The sequence below is a fragment of the Eoetvoesiella sp. genome (assembly GCF_035555955.1).
Classification (GTDB): domain Bacteria; phylum Pseudomonadota; class Gammaproteobacteria; order Burkholderiales; family Burkholderiaceae_B; genus Eoetvoesia.
Window position 1 is genome coordinate 1 of the sequence record NZ_DATMGA010000057.1, and the last position, 22,326, is coordinate 22,326.

Sequence of the window (22,326 nt, forward strand, 5' to 3'; positions counted from 1 at the left end):
ACAGAACTCGGACGAACGGCCAGCCCCCGGCTGGCCGTAAACGCCGTCCTCAAACAGCTGTTCGCTTGCACCCCGAAAACGGCCGCCGCCATGGCTTGCTCCAACTTCGCTTACCGGCACAGGCACGCCACGGCCTCATGACTGGAATTAGTGACGACGCATCCTCGCAGCGAACCGCGTTCTAGCGAGTAGGCTGAGGCCTACTTTTGGAGCGTCGGTATTGGTGGAAGCCGAACGCGCTACGCCAAAGCAGCGCTCAAATTGTAGGTACCAATAGGTGTGGGAGGGCGGGAAAAGTTTTGGCCGATTTTGAGCAAGCCGGCTGGGCGAGGCAAATCGGGAGGCAAGCGAGCGGCTGTTCGAGCGCGGCGTTTACGGATACCCAGTGGGTATCCGTTCGCGCGAGTTCCGCGAGCGCCCGATTTGGCTTGACCGGGCGGGAAGCTCCGGCGCAGCCGGAGCCGCAGCGATTGAGGCCAAAACTTTTCCCGCCCTCCCGCACCGGGTTAAAAACTCAACCAACACCGGTTCAAGAGTTCAACAGCATCGAGTTAAGAACCCAACCAATACCGGCTAAAGAACTCAATCTCCACCCACCACCTTTCTGAGTACCGCAGAAAAATCGCGGGCGTTCTTGAAGCCTACCACTCGTAAATTTTCCATCTGCCTGCCCTTCGCGTCGAAGAACATGATCCCCGGCGGCCCGAACAACTTGAAACGCTTCAGCAGCGCCTGGTCCGCCGGCGTGTTCTTCGTCACATCCGCCTGCACCAGCACCATCCGCGACATCAACTGCGCCACTTGCGGATCGGTGAACGTAAAGCGCTCCATCTCGATGCACGACACGCACCAGTCAGCGTAGAAGTCCAGCATCACAGGCCTGTCCGTGCCCGCCAGCAGCTTGTCCAGTTCCTCCACTGAACCCACGCGCGTAAACGCCGTTTTATAGGTAGCGGGAGCCGCCGCATTTCCCGTGCCGGCCGCTGCGCCATTCGACGCAAACGGCGCCAGGGGCCGCAGCATGTCGCGCCCGCCGGCCAGCAGCCCCAGCAACTGCAAGGCCGCCCAGAACGCCAGCATCAGCCCCACGGCCCGCCAGGCGGCAAGGCCGGCCTGACGTTTCGAGGAAATCTCGCCGCCGGCCACGCGCCAAGGGGCGAACGCACCCATGAGCAGCGCAGCGCACAGCGCCAGGAAGGACCAGCCCACAATGGCCACCCAAACAGGCAGCACCGGATTCACCATCCACCATGCGGTGGCCAGCAGCAGCATGCCGAACAGGCGCTTGACGCCGTCCATCCAGGGCCCGGCCTTGGGCAGCAAAGCGCCCGACGTCGCGCCCAGCACCAACAGCAGCACGCCCTGGCCCCAGGCCATGGCAAACAGCGCACTGCCGCCAAGGACCACATTGCCTGTCTGCGATATGAAAAGCAGCACGCCGGCCAGGGGGGCGGCCACGCACGGCCCCACGATGAGGGCCGACAGCATGCCCATGACGAAAGCGCCGCCGAACCGGCCGCCGGGTATTCTGGCCATTTTGTCGTTCAATGAAGACTGAACGCCCACCGGCGCCTGGAAGGTGAACACGTCGAACATGGAAAGCGCCAGCAGCGCCAGCACCACCGCAAAAATACCCAGGGCCCAGGGCGTCTGCAGCCAGGCGGAAAGGCCAGCGCCAGCCAGGCCGGCCGCAATGCCCAGCACGGTGTACACCACCGACACACCCAATACGTACACGGCGGCCAGGGCCAGGCCGCGCAGACGGGACTTGCCGGCCCGCTGGCGCGCGTCGCCGGCCACCACGGCCAGCACAATAGGCGCCATGGGCAGCACGCACGGCGTGAAGGTAAGCAACACACCCAGAAGCAGGCACAGGCCCACCACCTTCAGCCACCCCGCCCCCGCCAGGAACGAGGCCAGATCCACGTCGCCTATGTCCAGGACGTTGGACGCCGGATCGGCGGAACCGGTTGCGACACCTGGAGCTGCCTGCCCGGCGCTGCTTGCGGCCGAACTACCTTGGGCGGCGGCGCCCAGAATGCCAGGCAGGCCGCGCCCGCCCGCCGCATCGGGAGACGGCGCGCTCATGGCGCCCGACGCCTGGGGCGTTTCATCGCGGGCCGCGGGAACACTGGCCACTGCGCCCGATCCGCTCAAGGCGTATCCCTGCGCGGTGGGGGTCAAAGTTACCGTGCTGGTCATCGGCGGATAGCAAAGCCCCGCGTCGGCGCAACCCTGGCCTGTCACGGACAGCGTCAGCGGCTGCGAAGCGCCGGCCTTGACCGGAATGCTGACGGTGATCTGGTTGTGATAGACCTCGAGATTGCGGTCGAAGGTTGGGTCGTACTTGACGATGCCATGCGGGTACACCGGCGGCCCAAGCCGGGCCGGCTCGGGCGCCAGGGCGAACTGGAACCGTTCGCGGTACATGTAGTAGCCCTTGGCGATCCGGAAATGCACATCCACCCGGTCGGGCGCGCCCATGGCCGCTGAAAAGACGAACGCCACCTTGGGGTCGAGGAAATCGTCTTCGGCCTGCGCGTTGCGCCCATACAGGGCGGCGAACACCATCAGAAGCAGCGCCAGCATTGCCAGCAGGCGAGACATGGCGGAGAAAACTGGCTGGCGGACGCGGCCGCCGGTCGGATGCTGCATGAGTCTTGTTCCCAGTAGCGGCGCTTGCAAAGCGTTGCGCCGCGGTTAATGCAAGAAAGCGGAAGCGCCGTCACGGTCGATCACGGCACGGCATGGAATCATTGCGCCACGGTCTGCTGGCGCACCCATTCGAGGTAGGGCTCCGAACCGCCCACGACCGGCACCACGAGGATTTCGGGCACTTCGTAAGGATGAAGCTGGGTCAGCCTTGCGGTAAGCGCCGGCAGCAGCGCCCGGGCGGTTTTGATCGTCAGGGGAATCTCCTCGGTTCCTTCCATGACGCCCTTCCACATATACATGGACAGGCTGGGCGCTCCCAGGTTCACGCAGGCCGCCAGGTTTTCCTCGATGAGGACATGCGCGATGCGCTTGGCCAGCAGCAGGTCGGGCGCGTTGCTTAGAACCAGCACGACGTCGTGCGCCATATTCTTTCCATACAAAGCGGATAACGGCCCATTTTAGCGTCACCCGCCGAATGCCGCGCCAACGCCGGCTTCAGGGCTCGAAGCCACCGGATACAAGAAGGTACAATCTGCACAGCTTGCGGCGCAAGCCTTTTCAATCTCAATCTGGTGCACACCGCCCCGCCGGCGGCCTTCCAGGAAACGCTTTTGGCCAACCACAGATTCGTCAAACATCTTATCGGCATCCTCATCGCAATCGCGGGGTTCTTCGTGGCCACGACGGCCACGGCGGAAAACCTGATTGTTTCACGCGGCATGCTGGAAGACAAAGCCGGCACATTGACCATAGCACAGGCCGCCGCCAGCCAGTTCACCCCCACGGGGCCGACGCTTGCCCAAGGCTATTCCGACTCGGTATATTGGCTGCGCCTGCGAGTACGCCGCCCCTCGACGGGCAGCAAGGTCGTATTGAGCATAGGCCCGGCCCAGCTCGACGAAGTGCGCCTCTACGAGCGCGACGCCGGCGACCCCAGGGAATGGATCACCCGCGTCACCGGCGACCGCTATGCCTACGACGACCGCGACCGCGGCGACATCGCCTTGGGCTTCGCGGTCGACGTGCCCACCGCCGAGAGAACCTTCTACCTGAGGATAAAGAGCGCAAGCACGCTTCAAGCCACGGTGGAAGCCCTGGAGCCGCAACAGGCCAATCGCCAAAGCAGACGCGCCGATCTCGTGCGCAATATCTTCATCGGGCTCATGCTGTGGGCGCTGATATGGGCCATAGACCACTACCTCGTGGAGCGCGAACCCGCCGTCGGCCTGTTCGCCCTGCATCAAAGCGTCTACATACTCTACGGCCTGGGCGCCACCGGCAATCTCGCGCCGTTCGCGCCTTACGATTGCCCGCAATTGGCCGACTGGCTGAGCAATATTGCGGCCTGCGCCGCATCGTTCACATTCCTGCTGTTCAGCAGGGCGCTGCTGAAACTGTATGCGCCGCCGTTGCTGCGCGGCTTCTACCTGTTTTTCCTGGCGTTTCCCATTCAACTTGCCGCCATGGCTTTCGGCTACACGCAATCGGCCTTGAGCCTGGGTTCGGCGGTTTCCCTTGCGGGCGCCTGGTATTGCGTGGCCCTGGCCTTTGCGGCCAGGCAAGAGCAGGTTCCCAGCCGAAACGCGCTGCGGGCGGTCTACATCGTGCTTGCCCTTTTTGCCACGGTGTTCAGCTTTTCCGATTTCGGCTGGTTCACGCTTGTCGACCTGTGCGCTCGAAGGGAGTGGGCCCTTATCACCCAGGGAATCGCCAGCAGCGGTCTGATATGCACTGTGCTGTACATGCGCCTGCGCCAGTCGCGCAAAGACGCGCAGCAATCGGCCGTGACGCTGGCGTTGTCGCAACAAGCACTGGAAATCGAACGCGCGCACAAAAAGCAGGCGCAAGTGCACGCGCGCACCGACTACCTGACCGGGCTATGCAACCGGCGCCATTTCGTGGAACTGGCCGAACGCGAACTTGCTCAGGCGACAGCCAGCGGAAAACCCTTGTCCCTGCTGATGATGGACGTCGACCATTTCAAGACGGTCAATGACACCTGGGGCCATCAGGGCGGCGATGCCGTGCTTCGGCAAGTTGCCGCCAGGATCCGCGGCGCCTTGCGCGAACAGGATATCCTGGGCCGCATCGGCGGCGAGGAGTTCGCCGCCGTGCTGATCGGCGCCGACAAGGGTCTGGCGCTTGAAATAGCGCAGCGGATACGCGCCACAATCGCCGATACCGTCGTCGCCCTGCCAAACGGCCAGTCGGCGCGCATCACCCTGTCGCTGGGCCTCACCCAGCTCAGCGAACACGACGCCAGCCTGGACGATTTGCTTCACAAGGCCGATGCAGCCTTGTATCGCGCCAAGGACTCGGGGCGCGACATCGTCGTGGCGGCTTAGGGCCTGTTGAAAGCCTTGCGGAAAACCCCGCCCTCGCACACCGGCGCAGGAACCCGCGCTTCCCGCATAGGGCCTAAAACAAAACCCCGCGCACCTTATCGGTGAACGGGGTCTTGGGAACCAGGCTGGCGCCGGCGCCAAGCGCCGGCCTGCTGTCTTTTATTCGGCGTCGTCGGCTTCTTCAACCTGGGGGCGGTCGACCAGTTCCATGAAAGCCATGGGAGCATTGTCGCCTTGGCGGAAGCCCATTTTCAGGACGCGGGTGTAGCCGCCGTTGCGCTCTTTGTAGCGCGGGCCGATTTCGGCGAACAGCTTGATCACGGCGTCGCGGTCGCGCAGGCGGGCGAATGCCAGGCGCTTGTTGGCCAGCGTGTCTTCCTTGCCCAGCGTGATGAGGGGCTCGACGACGCGGCGCAGTTCCTTGGCCTTGGGCAAGGTGGTCTTGATGGCTTCGTGGGTAAGCAGCGAAACCGCCATGTTGCGGAACATGGCAAGGCGATGGCTGCTGGTGCGGTTCAGTTTACGTAGTCCACTACGGTGACGCATGATATTTCCTTTGAATCTTGATAACAGCAAACAAGGGATTGCCCCGTATCTGCCATAAGTTGACCGGCTCTTCTATCAACTTGCGTTGCGGGCCGGGTGGGAAAAGAACGGGACTTTAACACATGGCCAAAGCCCCGCACAAATTACGGACGCTCCAGACCAACGGGCGGCCAGTTCTCGAGCTTCATGCCCAGGGTCAGGCCGCGTGCGGCCAGGACTTCCTTGATTTCGTTCAGGGACTTGCGGCCCAGGTTGGGAGTCTTGAGCAGTTCGTTTTCGGTGCGCTGGATGAGATCGCCGATGTAGTAGATGTTTTCGGCTTTCAGGCAGTTGGCCGAACGCACGGTCAGTTCGAGGTCGTCGACCGGACGCAGCAGCACGGGGTCGATCTGCTGCTGGGCATGCGCCGGAGCGCCGCCTTCGTAGGATTCGCCGGCGCCTTCAAGTGCGGCAAACACCGAGATCTGGTCCATCAGGATGCGGGCCGATTGGCGCACTGCTTCCTCGGGCGAAATGACGCCGTTGGTTTGGATGTCGAGAATCAGCTTGTCGAGGTCGGTGCGCTGTTCGACGCGGGCGCTTTGCACGGCATAGCTGACGCGGCGCACGGGGCTGAACGAAGCGTCCAGGACGATGCGGCCAATGGTATGGGCGCGGTCGTCGGCCAGGGCGCGCACATTGCCGGGCACATAGCCGCGGCCTTGCTCGACCTTGATATGCATTTCGAGCTTGCCGGCATCGGTAAGATTGGCGATGACGTGATCGGGATTGACGATTTCCACATCGTGAGGCAGTTCGATGTCGCTGGCGACAACGACGCCCTGGCCCTGCTTGCGCAGCACCAGCGTGACTTCCTCGCGATTGTGCAGCTTGAACACCACGCCCTTCAGGTTCATGAGGATGTCGACCACGTCTTCACGCACGCCGGCGATGGTGGAATACTCGTGCACCACGCCGGTCATCTGGACTTCGGTGGGCGCATAGCCGGTCATGGACGAAAGCAGAATACGGCGCAGGGCGTTGCCAAGCGTATGGCCATAGCCACGCTCGAACGGCTCCATGACGACGCGGGCGTGATTCTTGCCGACGGGTTCGACTTCGATAGAACGGGGTTTCAGAAAACCTTGAGACGACATGTATGTTCCTTTTCAATACCCTCGGCTCGTTACACCGATAAGGCTGACGGACAATCCGGCGCAAAGCCGGCATAGGTATCGCAACAGCCCACGACAGGGCCAAAGGCCTTGAAGTGGGCTGCGCGGCTTTACTGCATTGCCGGGTTGATGCGGCAAATTAGCGAGAATACAACTCGACGACCATCGATTCGTTGACGTCGCGGGCGACATCGGCGCGGTCGGGCACTTGCTTGAACGTGCCGCTGAACTTGCTGGCGTCGACTTCGACCCACTGGGGGAAGCCTTGGCCGGAAGCCAGATCCAGCGATTCGCGGATGCGCAGCTGCGACTTGGATTTTTCGCGGATGGTGATGACGTCGCCGGGCTTGACGATGATGGAAGCGATGTCGGCGGTGTGGCCATTCAGCTCGACCGAGCGATGGTTGACCAGCTGGCGCGCTTCGGCGCGGGTCGAACCAAAGCCCATGCGATACACGACATTGTCCAGGCGCGATTCCAGCAACTGAATCAGGGTCTCGCCGGTGTTGCCACGGCGACGCTCAGCTTCAGCGAAGTATTTGCGGAATTGCTTTTCCAGGACGCCGTACATGCGCTTGAGCTTTTGCTTTTCGCGCAGTTGCAGGCCGAAGTCGGACGTGCGCGCACCGGAGGTGCGGCCGTGCTGACCAGGCTTGGATTCGATTTTGCATTTCGAATCGAGCGAGCGGCGTGCGCTCTTGAGGAACAGATCGGTGCCCTCGCGGCGCGAGAGCTTGCATTTGGGTCCAATATAACGTGCCATTGTGCTTTCCCTTAGATGCGACGACGCTTGGGCGGACGGCAGCCGTTATGAGGCACCGGCGTGATGTCGGCAATGCTGGAGATCTTGATCCCCAAGGCATTCAGCGCGCGCACGGACGATTCGCGGCCGGGGCCGGGGCCCTTGATGCGAACTTCGAGTGTTTTGATGCCGTATTCCAGAGCAACGCGGCCGGCCGATTCTGCCGCAACCTGAGCTGCGAACGGAGTCGATTTGCGCGAACCCTTGAAACCCGCACCACCCGACGTCGCCCAGGACAACGCGTTGCCCTGGCGGTCGGTGATCGTGATGATAGTGTTGTTGAAGGACGCATGAACGTGCGCAATGCCGTCCGAAACGCTCTTCTTGATTTTCTTGCGTACGCGCGATGCGCCGCTGTTGGAAGCTTTCGCCATCTTCTAGTCCTCGATTATTTCTTCAGGGAAGCAGCAGCGCGGCGCGGTCCCTTGCGGGTGCGGGCGTTGGTACGAGTACGCTGGCCACGCACTGGCAGGCCGCGCTTGTGGCGCATACCGCGGTACGTTCCCAAGTCGATCAAGCGCTTGATCGACAGTTGTACTTCGCGACGCAGATCACCTTCGACGGTGAACGAATTGACTTGTTCACGAATGCGCTCGAGCTCGGCGTCAGTCAGATCTTTCACTTTCTTGGAGTATTCGATGCCCGAGGCTTCGCAGATTTTGCGAGCGCGGGTGCGACCAATACCAAAAATAGCGGTAAGTCCGATTTCGGCGTGCTGATGCGGCGGAATATTGATGCCAGCAATACGGGCCATGACTGTTCCTTGTTAAATCTGTTGCGTTTCGGCGCTTAGCCTTGACGCTGCTTGTGACGTGGGTCGGTGCAGATGACGCGTACCACGCCGTGACGTTTGATAATCTTGCAGTTGCGGCAGATCCGTTTTACCGATGCCATTACCTTCATGGTTGACTCCTAGTTTCCTTTAGCCGGGCCGCTTATTTAGAGCGGAAAACAATTCTGGCACGCGACAGGTCGTAGGGCGTGAGTTCCACTGTGACCTTGTCACCCGGCAGAATCCGGATGTAATGCATGCGCATCTTGCCCGAAATATGGCCCAGTACCACATGGCCGTTTTCAAGCTTGACGCGGAAAGTTGCGTTGGGCAGGTTCTCGAGAACCTCGCCTTGCATTTGTATGACGTCGTCTTTTGCCATATCTTTTCTTCTTACCGCGTAGGTAGCCCCACTCCCTTGAAGTTCGCCTTCTTGAGCAGTGAATCATACTGATGGGACATCATGTAGGCCTGAGCCTGCGCCATGAAGTCCATGGTCACCACCACGATAATCAACAGCGAGGTACCACCGAAATAGAACGGCACGTTCCAGCGCATCTGCATGAACTCAGGCAAAAGACATACCAGGGTTACATAGATGGCCCCGGACAGGGTCAGGCGCATAAGGATTTTGTCGATATAGCGCGAGGTCTGTTCGCCCGGGCGGATGCCTGGAATGAAGGCGCCGCTTTTCTTCAGGTTGTCTGCGGTTTCACGGCTGTTGAAAACCAGGGCCGTATAGAAAAAGCAGAAGAAAATGATTAAAGCCGAAAACAACGTTACGTAAAGAGGCTGGTGAGGCGCAAGCGCCGCGGCCAGGTCTCCGAGCCAGCGCATGTTCGGATTGCTGGAGAACCAGCTGGTTACCGTGGCAGGCAGCAAAATAATGGACGAAGCGAAAATGGGCGGAATGACGCCGGACATGTTCAGCTTCAGGGGCAGGTGCGAGCTTTGCCCACCGTAAATCTTGTTGCCCACCTGGCGCTTGGCGTAATTGACCGTGATACGGCGCTGGCCGCGTTCGACGAACACCACAAAATACGTAACGGCAACCACCAGAACCAGGATGAACAGCGCCGACAGCACGGACATGGAGTCGGTGCGCACCAGATCCAGCATGCCGGTGAGGGCGTTTGGCAACCCGGCGACGATACCGGCGAAGATCAGGATGGAAATACCATTGCCCAGGCCGCGTTCGGTGATTTGCTCGCCCAGCCACATGACGAACATGGTGCCGGTAAGCAGGGTAACCACCGTGGTAAAGCGGAACAACATGCCCGGGTCGATGACCAGCCCCGGCTGCGATTCGAGCGCGACCGAAATGCCCACCGCCTGAACCAGCGCAAGAAACACCGTGCCGTAGCGCGTGTATTGCGTGATCTTGCGGCGTCCCGATTCGCCTTCCTTCTTGATGGCTTCAAGGGAAGGTACCACCACCGCCATCAACTGCATGATGATGGACGCGGAGATGTACGGCATGATGCCGAGGGCGAACACCGAGAACCGCTCGAGCGCGCCACCCGAAAACATGTTGAACAAGCCGAGAATGCCGCCTTGGTTATGCTGGAACATATCGGCCAGCGCATCGGGATTGATGCCCGGCACGGGGATATGCGTTCCCAGCCTATAGACCACCAGGGCGAGGATCAGGAACACGACACGGCGCTTGAGATCGCCGTACCGGGCACCCGATTTACTCTGAACCTGAGCTTTAGCCACCGTGACCCCTTAAGCCAGCGAGCCGCCGGCCGCTTCGATTGCTGCGCGGGCGCCGGCCGTAGCCGTCAGACCCTTGAGGACGACCTTGCGCGACAGTTCGCCGGACTTGATGACCTTGGCGTAACGGACTTGCTGGCCGATGACACCGGCTTGCTTCAGGACTTGCACGTCGACTTCGTCGACGGGCAGGCGCTGCAGGTCGGACAGGCGGACTTCAGCGAACAGGTGCTGGCCCAGCGGCGTGAAACCACGCTTGGGCAGGCGACGATACAAAGGCATTTGACCGCCTTCGAAGCCGACCTTGTGGAAGCCGCCCGAGCGCGATTTTTGACCTTTGTGGCCGCGGCCGGCGGTTTTGCCCAGGCCGGAACCAATACCGCGACCGACGCGGCGCTTGGCGTGCTTGCTACCGGGCGCGGGAGCCAGGGTATTCAATTGAGTTTCAGACATGCCGATTCCTTTAGGCTTCCGAGACGGCGACCAGATAATCCACCTTGCGGATCATCCCACGCACTTCGGGAGTATCGACCAACACGCTGCTGCTGTTCAGCTTGCCCAGGCCCAGGCCGCGAACGGTGTCGCGATGGGACTTCTTGGTGCCGATTACAGAGCGCACGAGAGTTACTTTGATTTGCTTCTGTGCAGTCATGACTTACCCCAGAATTTCTTCGACCGTCTTGCCACGCTTGGCGGCAATTTCGGCAGGAGTCGAGCAGGCACGCAAGCCGTTCAGCGTTGCACGCACCATGTTGTAGGGGTTGCTGGAGCCGAGGCTCTTTGCCACTACGTTGCGCACGCCCATCACTTCGAAGATGGCGCGCATGGGGCCGCCGGCGATAACGCCGGTACCTTCCGCCGCCGGCGAAATGAGAACGGTGGAGGCGCCGTGCTTGCCCACGACGGTGTGATGCAGGGTGCCGTTTTTAAGGGCTACCTTGTGCAAGCCGCGACGTGCCTGTTCCATTGCTTTTTGAACGGCGACGGGCACTTCACGGGCTTTACCTTTGCCCATGCCGATGCGGCCATCGCCATCACCCACCACGGTCAACGCCGCAAAGCTCATGGTGCGACCACCCTTGACCACTTTGCTGACGCGGTTGACCGCGATCATTTTTTCACGCAAGCCGTCGTCGTTTTCCTTCTCGGCGGCGTGCTTACCTTGTGCTTTAGCCATTTGACGATTCCTCGCTTAGAATTTCAAGCCGGCTTCACGCGCGGCATCGGCCAGCGCTTTCACGCGGCCATGGTAACGGAAGCCCGAGCGGTCAAACGCAACCACTTCGATACCGGCTGCCTTTGCCTTTTCGGCAACGCGCTTTCCGATAATGCCAGCGGCAGCGGTATTGCCGCCATTGGCTTTCTGGCTGGCGAGCTCTTTGCGAACTTCGGGTTCGAGCGTGGAGGCGCTGATGAGCACGCGATCGCCTTCCGGCGAGATGATGTTGGCGTAGATATGCAGATTCGAGCGGAAAATCGAGAGGCGGTGCAGGCGCAACTCGGTGATTTTCCGGCGGGTCGGAACCGCACGACGCAAACGGGATGCTTTCTTGTCCATGATTCGTCCTTGTCTGTGCGCTTATTTCTTCTTGGTTTCTTTGATGGTGACGTGCTCATCGGCGTAACGCACACCCTTGCCCTTGTAGGGTTCGGGTTCGCGGTAGGCGCGAATGTTTGCAGCCACCTGGCCAACAGCCTGCTTGTCCGAGCCCTTGACCACGATTTCAGTCTGGGTGGGGCATTCGATCTTGATGCCGGCGGGCACCGTGTGCAGGATGTCGTGCGAGTAACCAAGTTGCAGCTTCAGCGCGTCGCCTTGAACCTGGGCGCGGAAACCCACGCCGACCAGAGTAAGCTTGCGCTCGAAGCCTTTGCTGACGCCGGTAACCATGTTGTGGACCAGCGCGCGCATCGTACCCGACATGGCCTTGGCCTGGCGGGAGTCGTTGGCGACCTTGAATGTCAGTTGGCCGTCTTCCTGGGTGATCGCGACGTCGCCGGTAAGGGCTTGGGTCAGCGAACCCAGCGGGCCCTTGACAATGATTTGGTCGTCGTTGATGGTTGCTTCAACGCCTTTCGGCAGTGCGACCGGATATTTTGCAATACGTGACATATGGTTCTCCTTATGCGACGTAGCAAAGAACTTCGCCACCCACGCCATTGGCGCGGGCCTTGCGATCGGTCATGACGCCGCGCGGGGTCGACACAATGGCCACGCCCAAACCGTTCATGACTTGAGGAATGGTCTTGCTGCCTTTGTAGATACGCAGCCCGGGGCGCGAAACGCGGTCGATACGCTCGATGACCGGACGGCCGGCGTAGTACTTAAGTGTGATCTCGAGGACAGGCTTGGCCTTGTCGCCGGTGACCTGGAAACTGTCGATATAGCCTTCGTCCTTCAGCACGGCAGCAATGGCTGCCTTAAGCTTCGAGGAGGGCATGCTGACCGACGTCTTGTTGACCTGTTGCGCGTTGCGAACGCGGGTCAACATGTCGGCGATGGGATCGCTCATGCTCATGTGTGTTTCTCCTACCAGCTAGCTTTGGTCATGCCCGGGATCTCGCCACGCATCGCCATTTCGCGAAGTTTGTGACGAGTTAAACCGAACTTGCTGTAAACGCCGCGCGGACGGCCGGTGACGACGCAACGATTGCGTTGACGGGTCGGATTGGCATTGCGCGGCAGTTGTTGCAGTTGCAAACGGGCCTGGTAGCGTTCTTCGTCGGTCTTGGATTGATCGTCGATGATCGCTTTCAGAGCAGCACGTTTGGCGGCAAATTTTTCTGCCAGCTTGGCGCGTTTGATGTCGCGATTAATGAGTGAAAGTTTAGCCACGTCATCGCCCCTTAATTGCGGAACGGGAAGCTGAAGGCTGTAAGCAGCGCTTTGGCTTCGTCGTCGGTCTTGGCAGTGGTGGTGATGCTGATGTTCAGGCCACGGACTGCGTCGATTTTGTCGTATTCGATTTCGGGGAAAATGATTTGCTCTTTAACCCCGACGTTGTAGTTGCCCCGCCCGTCGAACGCACGGCCGGAAATACCACGGAAGTCGCGGACACGCGGCAGAGCCACGGAAACCAGGCGATCCAGGAATTCGTACATACGCTGGCCACGCAGCGTGACCATGCAACCGATGGGATAGTCTTCACGGATCTTGAAACCCGCGATAGCCTTGCGGGTCTTGGTGACCACGGGCTTCTGGCCTGCAATCTTGGTCAGGTCGGACACAGCGTGCTCGATGACCTTCTTGTCGGCAACCGCTTCGGAAACACCCATGTTGAGGGTGATCTTGGTGATGCGGGGCACTTCCATGATGCTTTTGTAGCCAAACTTGGCTTGCAGGTCGGCCACGACCTTGCTGCGGTAGAACTCTTGTAAACGAGCCATGTTGTTCGCCCCTTAAGCCTTAGCGCCAACGACGGCGCCGCTGGAACGAAATACACGAACTTTGCGGCCGTCGACCTCTTTAACGCCCACGCGATCGGCCTTGCCGGTCTCGGGGTTAAAGATCGCCACATTGGAAATGTGGATAGGCATGGTTTTGTCGATGATGCCGCCTTGCGAGCCGGCCATTGGGTTCGGCTTGACATGCTTTTTGACGACGTTGATGCCCTCGACCAGCACGTGGTCGGCGTCGACGCGTTGCAGCACGGTGCCGCGGCGGGTTTTGTCGCGACCGGTCAATACGATGACTTCGTCGCCTTTACGGATTTTTTCCATGGTGGCTCCTTACAGCACTTCCGGGGCCAAGGATACGATCTTCATGAACTTTTCCGTACGCAGCTCGCGCGTGACGGGTCCGAAGATGCGGGTACCGATGGGTTCCAGTTTGGCGTTGAGCAGCACAGCGGCATTGCCGCCGAACTTGATCAGCGAACCGTCTTTGCGGCGCACGCCCTTAGCGGTACGCACCACTACAGCGTTGTAAATTTCGCCCTTTTTAACGCGCCCGCGCGGAGCCGCATCCTTGACGCTAACCTTGATAACGTCACCGATTGCGGCATAACGGCGCTTCGAGCCGCCCAGCACCTTGATGCACATAACGGAGCGTGCACCGGTGTTGTCGGCCACGTCCAGCGTGGTCTGCATTTGTATCATGATTTTTCCTGTTCCAACTTAGCCACGTTGCTTATAAGCCCTTGAAAAGCCTATAAATTCACGCGACCAGTTTTGGTCCCGTCAGGCTCGAACAGACGACGCCTGTCGAACCCTGGGTTGAAATCTTGCTATTAACATCTGCCATTGGCGCCGCTGCTATTTCTAGCCGCCAGCTGCCTTTGGCTGCTTTTGCCGGCCCGCGCATATGTACGCATACGCAATATCGTACATGGCACTTTTGCCAGCAAGTCTTGCATCATAGCGTCTTTCCTGCAAGATTGCAAGAACTGCGTTGCAAAACTGTCCGAACCCCATCACCCCTCCCGCAGCGACTCGAACCGCGCAGGCAGCACCATCGGCCCCGGCGGGCGGCAGACGATCAACCGGCACGCGCCACGAGAGCGCCTTTATCGGGAAACGGTCGGAACGCCATCAGGATCAGCATCGCCACCAGCCCCAGGCCAGCCGAACTCACGTACATCAGCGCGTAACTGCCCATGTGATCGTAGATCCAACCGCCCAGCAAAGGCCCTGAGGACATGCCGAGACTGCCTGCCATAGCAGACGCGCCGATCAAGGTTCCCATCATGCTCAAGGGAAAATTCTCGCGGATGAGCACGGCATACAGCGGCATCGTCCCGGCGTAGATAAAGCCGGTGATGGCGGCCACGGCATAAAAGCCCCCCAGGCTGCTAACGGACACATAAGCCAGCACGGCAAACGCCTGCGCCAGCAGCCCCAGGACCAGCACGCGATGGGCGCCGAACCGGTCGCCCGCGAGGCCGAAGCCCAGGCGACCGAACATCCCGGCCATCCCCTCGACGCCGTAGATCGAAACCGCCGCGATCGTCGAGATACCGCAGGTCATGGCATAGCTGACCGTATGGAAGATCGGTCCCGAGTGCGTCGCGCAGCAGAAGAAATTCGCCGCCATCAGCAGGATGAACGGCCGCGAACGCACGGCCTCGCCAACCGTCACATCCACCGAACCGGCCCCTACGGCCTCGCCAGCAGGTCCGACCTCCAGCGCTGGCGGCCGACGCACCAGCAACGAGGCCGGAATCATCAGCGCGGCTACGATACACGCAATCACCAGCATGGCGGTCCGCCAGCCGTGATGCTCGACCAGCCAGCCCGCCAGCGGCGCCATCGTCATAGGGGCGATGCCCATGCCGGCGGAGACCAGCGAGACAGCCAAGCTGCGCTGCGTGTCGAACCAGCCGGTCACGCACGCCATCATCGGGGCAAAGATCGCTGCCGTCGCGCTCCCGACCAGCAGGCCGTACACCCACTGGAATTCGCCCAGCGACGCGGCCTGGCTGGCCAGCGCCAGACTGGCCGCCAGCACCACCGATCCCCCAAACACGACGGGACGCGCGCCATAGCGGTCGGACAGGCCGCCCCACCCCAGGCTTGCCACACCCATGGCAAGAAACGCGATGGTCATCGCGGCGGAAATGCCCGTCACCGACCAGCCCGTGTCCTGCGCCATCGGCCGCAGGAAAACCGGCAGGCAGAACATCGCGCCGAAAGCGACGCAACCCAAAAAGCCGCCGACGGCGACGATGACCCAGCGATAGGAGTGACTCATGCAAGTTCTCCGAACGTGAAGAACCAACGCCTGCACCTTCAGATCGCGCTGGAAACATTGACCATCCAGGGGGTGCCGAAACGGTCGGTCACCATCCCGAAACCCGCTGACCAGAACGTGGCCTGAAACGGCATAGTCACCTGACCGCCCCGGGCCAGGCCATCAAACACGTGCTGCCCCTTAGCTGCATTCTCCACCTGGATGGAGACCCACAGGCCCTGCGGTTTTCGGTAGCCGCCCCCGCAGGCTTCATCCGACTGTCCCGGCATCGCCGGTATCGCGTCCGAGGCCATGATGGACTGCGCCCCCACTTGCAGGTGGACATGCATGAGGCGGCTCTTGACGGCCTCCGGCAGCGGCGGCATGCCTGTGTCAGGCGGCATCTCGCCAAAGGTTGACTGATACATGATGCGGCCGCCGAACAGTTCGGCATAAAACGCCATGGCTTCGGCGGCGTTGCCATCGAAATTCAGATAAGGCACAAATTGCATGGATGTCTCCTGATATGGATAGACAAATGTGGGATTCAATGCGCTGATGTCACACTTGTGAACACCGTCCACATATATTGAGGGCTAAAATGGACGGCGTCCACATTCAAAATGCAAGTTTTTGTAAAAAATGGCCTCGAAAACAGATCGCCTGACCTCGTCCGCTGTGCCCAAGCCGCGCAAGACCTATCGCCACGGCGACCTGCGCGCCGCCTTGATCGAAGCAGGCCTGGCGCTGGCGCGCGAAGGCGGTCCGCAGGCGGTGGTTCTGCGCGAAGCCACGCGCCGCGCCGGCGTCGCGCCGAATGCGGCCTACCGTCATTTCGCCAACCACCAGGCGCTGTTCGACGCCGTGCGCGCGGCATCTCTGGGTGCGCTGGCGCGCGCGATGGAAACCGAACTGCATACCGCCGAAGCCCTGACCGATCCGACCAAGCGCGCCCGCGCCATGCTAGCGGCCATCGGACGGGGCTATCTGGGCTTTGCGCAAGCGGAAACCGGCTGGTTTCGTACCGCCTTTGCATTCGGCGTCTTTGATGTCGAAGTCCCGCCAGATCCCGCGCGAGCCGCCGACAAAGGCTTGAATCCGTTCGAATTATTAAGTCATGCCTTAGACGCCCTGGTACAGGCAGGCGTCTTGCCCGCCGAACGGCGGCCCGGCGCCGAATTTCTGGCCTGGTCCTCAGTCCACGGCCTGGCGCTGCTCATCATCGATGGCCCCTTGCGGCATGCCTCCCAAGACGTACGCACGACGCTCAGCCTGCGGCTGCTGCAAATGGTGGAAAATGGCTTGTAAAGAAGTTCGGCATCGGGGCGTACCGCGCACCATTCGGCCGACGAGACTGTCTCCTTTAAGGGACCACGACCTATGCACGTCGTGCATCATCGATACGCATGTACACGCGGGCCATCTGTCGGCAATGATGTGGATTCAACGCCAAGCAGGCGGCCCACCCCGTGCCGACGGCTTTACTCCATGGTGAAGCCGACCTTGATGGTCACCTGCCAATGCGCCACCTTGCCGTCCACCACATGGCCGCGCGTTTCCTCGACGGTGAACCACTGGATGTTGCGCACGGTTTCGTGCGCCTTGGCCAGCGCCGTGCCGACGGCGTCCTCGATGCTTTTGGGGGACGAGCCCACCAATTCAAGCTGCTTGTAGACGTGATTGCTCATGGCGGCCTCCCGGGGTGTTCGTTCAGAGCGTCGATCAGGTTTGATCAACAACGTGCTTGAACCATGTTAGTGCGTTTGGATATGCCCCACAAGAGCCGGGTTGGACGGCATAGAAAAGCCTCCCCCCAACCGGCCTCCGAACGGCTACGCCAGCACGAGCTCCACGTCATCCGCCGGGACAACTCCCTTCTCATGCAGGTCCACGCCCAGCAAGGCGCCGCTGGCCGGGCAGTACCAGGCCGTCATGGCCAGGCCCTCGTGCAGGTCTATCTTGTACTGGGCCGGCAATTGCCGGAAAGTGCGGGGCACGGCGCCCGCCCGCCAGCGCGTGCTGTTGCTGCACAGCACATGACCGCCGGGACTGACCACGTGCACGCCGTCGGCGTCGCGCCAAAGCGCCAGGCAGTCGTCCAGCCGGCCCACCTGAACCGCATCGGCGCCCACCTTCCTCAATGGCACACCTTGCGCCCTTTCGTCCATCAACGCCCGCCGCCGCGCCTGGGTTGCCGGCTCATCCAGCCTGCCCTGCTCGTCGAGCACCACGCCATATATTGTTTGGGCGGCCTCCGGCGAAACGACGCCCTGCTCGATGTCCCGGCGCAAGGCGGCCGGATCGCGCAGCAGGGGATCACCCACACCGCCGCCGCCCTGCCACACCACGGAAAATACGTCCTGGCTGGTCATGGGAAGCAGGCCCGGCTTGGGGCCAAGCTCCTTCCAGTCGCCCTCCGGCACGGAGACGCCTTCGGCAACGGCGCCGTAGCCAAACCGCTGCCGGATGGTGGCCCCCGGCCAGCCGCCCGACAAGCCGGCGGCATTGGGAACTTCGGCGCCGTGCGTCATGATGAGCGAGTCGGCCCTGTCGATGCCGCCCAGGGTCAGCGCCACCTCCGCCGACCGGCCGCCCCGGTATTTTCCCGGCCCGCCCGTATCGACGGCCAGGCGACGATGCAAATAGAACAGCGGCGCCACCTGCTCATTGCGCTCCACGTCGGCGATCGAGGGCATGGGCGCATTGATCGGCCCGCCCGCGCACACGCCATCGCGGCTGGCATAGGCGCCGGAGCCCCCGGCCAGCGGGTCCATCAGATGCAGGCCGAACACCTCTCCGAACTGGTTGCGGCCGCCCAGATTGAAGGTGGCCATGGTGCCGTCATTGCCCGCCTGCGCGCGCGGCCGGTAGCGTTCCGACGCGGACAGCATTTTATTCAGGGCCGCGCTGACCACATTGGACACCACCCAGATGGCCTCCACCGTCGCCGACCCAACGGGAGCGGGAAACTGCGCCGTGCACACCAGCCCCTCGGGCGCCTCGATGTCGCAGCAGTCGAGCAAGCCCTGGTTCCAGGGAATGTCGTAGGCCAGGATGGGAAACAGCCCGCCCGTGACGCCGCCGACCAGGCCCGCGCGGGTGCAATTGATGAAACCCGGCGCCTGGGGCGAAGAACCGCTGAAGTCGAAACGCAAACGATCCGAGCGCTTGGTCAGTTCGAGATCTATTTTGTACAGCACGTTCTGGTGGCCGTCATGTTCGAGGAAGTCGCTGGCGCGGTACACGCCGTCGGGCAGCTCCGTGAGCCGCGCCTTCAGGCGATTGCCGGATCCGGCGATCATGCGCTTCATGACCTCGACCACGGTCTGCGCCCCGTAGCGCCTCACCAGCGTGGTCATGCGCTCGCGCGCAACGTTGACGGTGGCGATGAAGGCCCGAATATCCAGCCCCAATTGCGCCGGAAGCCGCGATGCGGTCAGTATCATGTCGAGCACGTCTTCGCGCACTTCGCCTCCATCGACCAGCTTGACGCAGGGAATGCGCATTCCCTCCTGGTAGACGTCGCGCGCCTTGGGCGACCAACTGGCGAAATCCATCCCTCCGACGTCGGTCTCGTGCGCCTCGACGCCGGCCCATGCAACCAGTTCGCCGTCCACGAATATCGGCCCGGTGAGCTGCACGTCGTTCTGGTGCAGGGCGCCCACGTACGGGTCATTGCCGATGAACATATCGCCATCCTGCACCTTGAAGTATGGTCGGGACTGGACGTGGCGTATCAAGGTGCCGACGACAGGCGCCTGGAACGTGACCTGGAATCCCATCGAGGCAAACGAACCGTCGGGCAGGTAGATGCCGGTAAAAAAGTCGGACGCCTCGGTGACCGTCGGCGAACCGGAAGCGCTTTGCAGGGCAACCCGCATGTCTTCCGTCATGGCGATAAGACGATTGCGGATGACTTCATACGTAATCGGGTTGATAGTGCTCATTGGAAACTCACCTCAAGGTTGCCGTACGAATCGGCCTGCGCGGCGGCGCCGGGAGGCACGATGACGCTCTGGCCGGGGTACTCGATAACGCAGGGGCCCTGCAGGCGCTCTCCGGCGGGGGGCTGCGTTGTGCGGTAAATGGCGGACAGCACCGGCTGGTTCGGGTCGTCGAACACGACCATGCGCGAGCCGGCCTGCGCAATAGGCTGGCCGTCATGCACCAGGCCCGGCTCGGGCAGCGCGCCGCGCCCGATGACTCGAACGGAAAGAATCTCGAACCCTGCAGACGCCGACCCAGCGCCCTGGCCGAAAAATTCTTCATAGCTCGCCTGAAAGCGCTGAACCGCTTGCGCATACGCGGCTTCATCGAAAACGGCCTCCATGCCGTTGAACGAAGCCTCGATATCCAGGTGATGCGCCTGGCCCCGATAGCGTATGGCCAGCGTCGTATCGAACCTCAGGTCGTCCGCCAGCGCCAAGGTCAGCGCATCGCGCGTCTCGGCCAGCGCGGCGCGCATGCTGTCGGTCAACTGCGCCAGCTCGCCGGCTTGCGGCAAGGCGCCGCCGGCCACCCGCACATACACGGGCTTGGTCGCCGTGACGCCCAGATGGCTGTTGGCCGTGCCGAACGCCGACTGCACCGTGGCCGCGGCCGGCACGACAAAACCGCCCAGCCCGAGCTCGCGCGCCAGGACCCACGCATGGGAAGGACCGGCCCCGCCATTGGCGAACAGCACGAAATCGCGGGGGTCGTGCCCGCGCTCGACCGTCACTTGCCGCAGCAAGTCGGCCATTTTGTTGTCCAGCACCTCGCGCATGCCCCAGGCGGCGGACATGACGTCGAGCCCCAGCGGCTTGGCCACATGCTCTTCGATGGCGGCGCGCGCCTTGTCCAGGTCCAGCTTCATGCGACCGCCGATGAAGTAGTCGGGGTCCAGCACCCCCAGGACCAGATCGGCATCGGTGGAAGTGGGCTCGACGCCGCCGCGGCCATAGCAGGCCGGGCCCGGCACGGAGCCGGCGCTGCGGGGCCCCACGGTCAGGTCGCCGAAGCTGACCGACGCAATGCTGCCGCCTCCGGCCCCAATGGACGCCACGTCGATCGAAGGCACGCTGATGTCGGCGCCGGCCAGCTCGATGGAAGAGCGCATCATGGGCTTGCCGTTGACGATCACGCCAACGTCGAAACTGGTCCCGCCTATGTCCACCGCCAGGATATTGCGATGTTCGCGCTGCGCCCCCGTTGCGATGGATCCCATGACGCCGCCCGCGGGGCCGGAGAAGATCGCCACGGCCGGGCGGTCTCCGATGGCCTCGGTCGGCAGCACGCCGCCCGCGCTCGTCATCATCAGGATCGGCACCTTCATGCCCGCAGCACGCAATTCGGACTCGAGCCTGCCCAGATAGCGGCCGGCTATCGGCCCCAGGACGGCGTTGGCCACTGCCGTGCACATGCGGGCGTACTCGCCCACCACCGGGGATATCTCGTGCGACAGGGTAACGAACACGCCGGGCAGCTCGTCTTCCGCCAGTTGCTTCAGCCGCAACTCGTGCCGGGGGTTGATGCAGGCCCACAGGGTGCACACGGCCAGGGCCTCGATGCCGCGCCCGCGCAGGGACCTCAGGGCCGCGCGCGCCGCCGTGTCGTCCAGGGGCTTCACCACCCGCCCGCCGGCATTGATGCGCTCGTCCACCTCGAGCACGAATTCGCGGGCCACCAGCGGGGCATGGCGGTCATGCAGCAGCCAGTCGCATACTTCCAGCTCGGTCAGCCCCGCGGTCTGGCGCCGCATGCGGCCGATTTCCAGTGTGTCGCCGAAGCCCGCCGTGGTAATGACCGCCGTGCGCGCCGAGGCGCCCGTCAGCAGGGCATTCAGCCCGACCGTGGTGCCATGGCCGAAGCGCTCGATCCGGCTGCAGAACTCCGGAAAGCTCAATCCCAGGTCCTGGGCGGCCTGCCTGGCGCAGTCCAGGACGCCCCCCATGACGTCCGCCGTCGTGGGCGATTTCACTATCCGGACACGTCCTCCCCTCTCGGCTATCCACATATCGGTGAACGTGCCGCCGACGTCCGTCCCCACAAAAAACCCCATAGCGGTCTCCCATCGTCAACGCTTTATTTACTCAAGGAAAATCCTTCATGACGGGCTTATATTAGGGAATCGAGGGTTACCGGAATAATGCTCTTATGCTATATTAGTCATCCATATTTAGGATAGCCAATCGGGATATGGAATCAAACCTCCTGCACTATTTCCTCCGGGTCACCGAGCTGGGCAGCATCAACAAGGCTGCCGCCGACCTCAACCTGTCGCAGCCGGCGCTCTCGCGCCATATCGCGTCGCTGGAGCACGAGATGGGCGGCGAGCTGTTCACCCGCACGCATGGGGGTGTCGTCCTGACCGAAGCCGGCAAAGTGCTGGCGGATCGCGCGCGGCCGCTGCTGCGTCAATTCACGCTCATCAAGGAACAAGTGGGTGAAAAAGCGGCGGGGCACCTGGCCATCGGCATTCCGCAAGCCTGGCTGCACGTTTTCACGTCGCCGTTCGTCAGTGAAATGTCCCGGCAGTACCCACATGTGTCGCTGCGTGTTTTCGAGGGCGTCAGCAACGTCCTGCACGACTATATGTCCGCCGGGCTGCTGGATTTGTGCATCATGCCCTTCGATGGCGTGCCTACCAGCGGATACACGCAAACGCCGCTGGTGCGGGACCCGCTTAT

Annotated in this window: 28 protein-coding genes; 3 read left to right on the plus strand and 25 right to left on the minus strand. The window is 62.0% G+C overall.

What is annotated here, in order from left to right; translation table 11 throughout:
* Positions 1 to 582: 582 nt before the first annotated feature.
* On the minus strand, positions 583 to 2,655 hold the full coding sequence (gene dsbD / locus VNT00_RS13615) for a protein-disulfide reductase DsbD (RefSeq protein ID WP_325588350.1): 2,073 nt from the start codon (positions 2,653 to 2,655) through the stop codon (positions 583 to 585).
* 98 nt (positions 2,656 to 2,753) lie between these two features.
* Complete coding sequence (cutA, locus tag VNT00_RS13620; protein WP_325588352.1) at positions 2,754 to 3,080, minus strand: divalent-cation tolerance protein CutA; 327 nt, start codon at positions 3,078 to 3,080, stop codon at positions 2,754 to 2,756.
* A gap of 186 nt (positions 3,081 to 3,266) precedes the next feature.
* Between cutA and VNT00_RS13625 the strand changes: the two genes are divergently transcribed.
* Complete coding sequence (locus VNT00_RS13625) at positions 3,267 to 5,000, plus strand: diguanylate cyclase (protein WP_325588354.1); 1,734 nt, start codon at positions 3,267 to 3,269, stop codon at positions 4,998 to 5,000.
* A gap of 159 nt (positions 5,001 to 5,159) precedes the next feature.
* On the opposite strand, the gene rplQ is transcribed toward VNT00_RS13625, so the two are convergent.
* The 20 genes from rplQ to VNT00_RS13725 form a co-directional block, all read right to left on the minus strand.
* Positions 5,160 to 5,546, minus strand: a complete 387-nt coding sequence (gene rplQ, locus VNT00_RS13630; protein WP_325588356.1) for a 50S ribosomal protein L17 — start codon at positions 5,544 to 5,546, stop codon at positions 5,160 to 5,162.
* Positions 5,547 to 5,689: 143 nt separating this feature from the next.
* Positions 5,690 to 6,682, minus strand: coding sequence for a DNA-directed RNA polymerase subunit alpha (locus VNT00_RS13635; protein WP_325588358.1), 993 nt, complete (start codon positions 6,680 to 6,682; stop codon positions 5,690 to 5,692).
* Positions 6,683 to 6,839: 157 nt separating this feature from the next.
* Positions 6,840 to 7,463 (minus strand): 30S ribosomal protein S4, encoded by a 624-nt coding sequence (gene rpsD, locus VNT00_RS13640; protein ID WP_325588360.1) that lies wholly within the window; start codon positions 7,461 to 7,463, stop codon positions 6,840 to 6,842.
* An 11-nt stretch (positions 7,464 to 7,474) separates the two neighbouring features.
* On the minus strand, positions 7,475 to 7,876 hold the full coding sequence (gene rpsK / locus VNT00_RS13645; protein WP_325588362.1) for a 30S ribosomal protein S11: 402 nt from the start codon (positions 7,874 to 7,876) through the stop codon (positions 7,475 to 7,477).
* A gap of 14 nt (positions 7,877 to 7,890) precedes the next feature.
* Positions 7,891 to 8,256 (minus strand): 30S ribosomal protein S13, encoded by a 366-nt coding sequence (rpsM, locus tag VNT00_RS13650; RefSeq protein ID WP_325588365.1) that lies wholly within the window; start codon positions 8,254 to 8,256, stop codon positions 7,891 to 7,893.
* 35 nt (positions 8,257 to 8,291) lie between these two features.
* Entirely contained in the window at positions 8,292 to 8,405 is a 114-nt protein-coding gene (gene rpmJ / locus VNT00_RS13655) for a 50S ribosomal protein L36 (protein ID WP_003805360.1), read from the minus strand.
* 32 nt (positions 8,406 to 8,437) lie between these two features.
* On the minus strand, positions 8,438 to 8,656 hold the full coding sequence (infA, locus tag VNT00_RS13660; RefSeq protein WP_009523889.1) for a translation initiation factor IF-1: 219 nt from the start codon (positions 8,654 to 8,656) through the stop codon (positions 8,438 to 8,440).
* A gap of 11 nt (positions 8,657 to 8,667) precedes the next feature.
* Entirely contained in the window at positions 8,668 to 9,993 is a 1,326-nt protein-coding gene (secY, locus tag VNT00_RS13665) for a preprotein translocase subunit SecY (RefSeq protein ID WP_325588370.1), read from the minus strand.
* A gap of 9 nt (positions 9,994 to 10,002) precedes the next feature.
* Positions 10,003 to 10,443, minus strand: a complete 441-nt coding sequence (gene rplO, locus VNT00_RS13670) for a 50S ribosomal protein L15 (protein ID WP_325588372.1) — start codon at positions 10,441 to 10,443, stop codon at positions 10,003 to 10,005.
* 10 nt (positions 10,444 to 10,453) lie between these two features.
* On the minus strand, positions 10,454 to 10,642 hold the full coding sequence (gene rpmD, locus VNT00_RS13675) for a 50S ribosomal protein L30 (RefSeq protein WP_325588374.1): 189 nt from the start codon (positions 10,640 to 10,642) through the stop codon (positions 10,454 to 10,456).
* A gap of 3 nt (positions 10,643 to 10,645) precedes the next feature.
* Positions 10,646 to 11,167, minus strand: coding sequence for a 30S ribosomal protein S5 (rpsE, locus tag VNT00_RS13680; protein WP_325588376.1), 522 nt, complete (start codon positions 11,165 to 11,167; stop codon positions 10,646 to 10,648).
* A gap of 15 nt (positions 11,168 to 11,182) precedes the next feature.
* Positions 11,183 to 11,548 (minus strand): 50S ribosomal protein L18, encoded by a 366-nt coding sequence (gene rplR, locus VNT00_RS13685; RefSeq protein WP_325588378.1) that lies wholly within the window; start codon positions 11,546 to 11,548, stop codon positions 11,183 to 11,185.
* A 21-nt stretch (positions 11,549 to 11,569) separates the two neighbouring features.
* Positions 11,570 to 12,103, minus strand: a complete 534-nt coding sequence (rplF, locus tag VNT00_RS13690; protein ID WP_325588380.1) for a 50S ribosomal protein L6 — start codon at positions 12,101 to 12,103, stop codon at positions 11,570 to 11,572.
* Between the two features lie 10 nt (positions 12,104 to 12,113).
* Positions 12,114 to 12,509 (minus strand): 30S ribosomal protein S8, encoded by a 396-nt coding sequence (gene rpsH / locus VNT00_RS13695; RefSeq protein WP_325588382.1) that lies wholly within the window; start codon positions 12,507 to 12,509, stop codon positions 12,114 to 12,116.
* 11 nt (positions 12,510 to 12,520) lie between these two features.
* On the minus strand, positions 12,521 to 12,826 hold the full coding sequence (gene rpsN / locus VNT00_RS13700; protein WP_325588384.1) for a 30S ribosomal protein S14: 306 nt from the start codon (positions 12,824 to 12,826) through the stop codon (positions 12,521 to 12,523).
* Positions 12,827 to 12,837: 11 nt separating this feature from the next.
* The gene (rplE, locus tag VNT00_RS13705; RefSeq protein WP_325588386.1) at positions 12,838 to 13,377 is read right to left on the minus strand and encodes a 50S ribosomal protein L5; all 540 of its coding nucleotides are present in this window, start codon (positions 13,375 to 13,377) and stop codon (positions 12,838 to 12,840) included.
* A 12-nt stretch (positions 13,378 to 13,389) separates the two neighbouring features.
* Positions 13,390 to 13,710 carry a 50S ribosomal protein L24 gene (gene rplX, locus VNT00_RS13710; protein ID WP_325588389.1) on the minus strand — a complete coding sequence of 107 codons (321 nt, stop codon included), beginning with the start codon at positions 13,708 to 13,710 and terminating at the stop codon, positions 13,390 to 13,392.
* Between the two features lie 9 nt (positions 13,711 to 13,719).
* Positions 13,720 to 14,088 (minus strand): 50S ribosomal protein L14, encoded by a 369-nt coding sequence (gene rplN / locus VNT00_RS13715; RefSeq protein WP_017524009.1) that lies wholly within the window; start codon positions 14,086 to 14,088, stop codon positions 13,720 to 13,722.
* A gap of 379 nt (positions 14,089 to 14,467) precedes the next feature.
* The gene (locus VNT00_RS13720; protein WP_325588391.1) at positions 14,468 to 15,679 is read right to left on the minus strand and encodes an MFS transporter; all 1,212 of its coding nucleotides are present in this window, start codon (positions 15,677 to 15,679) and stop codon (positions 14,468 to 14,470) included.
* 38 nt (positions 15,680 to 15,717) lie between these two features.
* A complete protein-coding gene (locus VNT00_RS13725; RefSeq protein WP_325588393.1) occupies positions 15,718 to 16,170 on the minus strand; it encodes a VOC family protein in 453 nt (150 codons plus the stop codon).
* A gap of 130 nt (positions 16,171 to 16,300) precedes the next feature.
* Here VNT00_RS13725 and VNT00_RS13730 point away from each other — a divergent pair, with 130 nt between their 5' ends.
* Complete coding sequence (locus VNT00_RS13730) at positions 16,301 to 16,966, plus strand: TetR/AcrR family transcriptional regulator (RefSeq protein ID WP_325588395.1); 666 nt, start codon at positions 16,301 to 16,303, stop codon at positions 16,964 to 16,966.
* A 173-nt stretch (positions 16,967 to 17,139) separates the two neighbouring features.
* Here VNT00_RS13730 and VNT00_RS13735 read toward each other — a convergent pair whose 3' ends face one another.
* From VNT00_RS13735 to VNT00_RS13745, 3 genes are all read right to left on the minus strand, one after another.
* Positions 17,140 to 17,346 carry a dodecin gene (locus VNT00_RS13735; RefSeq protein WP_325588397.1) on the minus strand — a complete coding sequence of 69 codons (207 nt, stop codon included), beginning with the start codon at positions 17,344 to 17,346 and terminating at the stop codon, positions 17,140 to 17,142.
* A 144-nt stretch (positions 17,347 to 17,490) separates the two neighbouring features.
* Entirely contained in the window at positions 17,491 to 19,605 is a 2,115-nt protein-coding gene (locus VNT00_RS13740; protein WP_325588399.1) for a hydantoinase B/oxoprolinase family protein, read from the minus strand.
* Positions 19,602 to 21,698, minus strand: a complete 2,097-nt coding sequence (locus VNT00_RS13745; RefSeq protein ID WP_325588401.1) for a hydantoinase/oxoprolinase family protein — start codon at positions 21,696 to 21,698, stop codon at positions 19,602 to 19,604. The genes VNT00_RS13740 and VNT00_RS13745 overlap by 4 nt, the downstream gene beginning before the upstream one ends.
* Positions 21,699 to 21,835: 137 nt before the next feature.
* Here VNT00_RS13745 and VNT00_RS13750 point away from each other — a divergent pair.
* The coding region (locus VNT00_RS13750; RefSeq protein ID WP_325588403.1) for a LysR family transcriptional regulator at positions 21,836 to 22,326 on the plus strand (491 nt) is incomplete at its 3' end.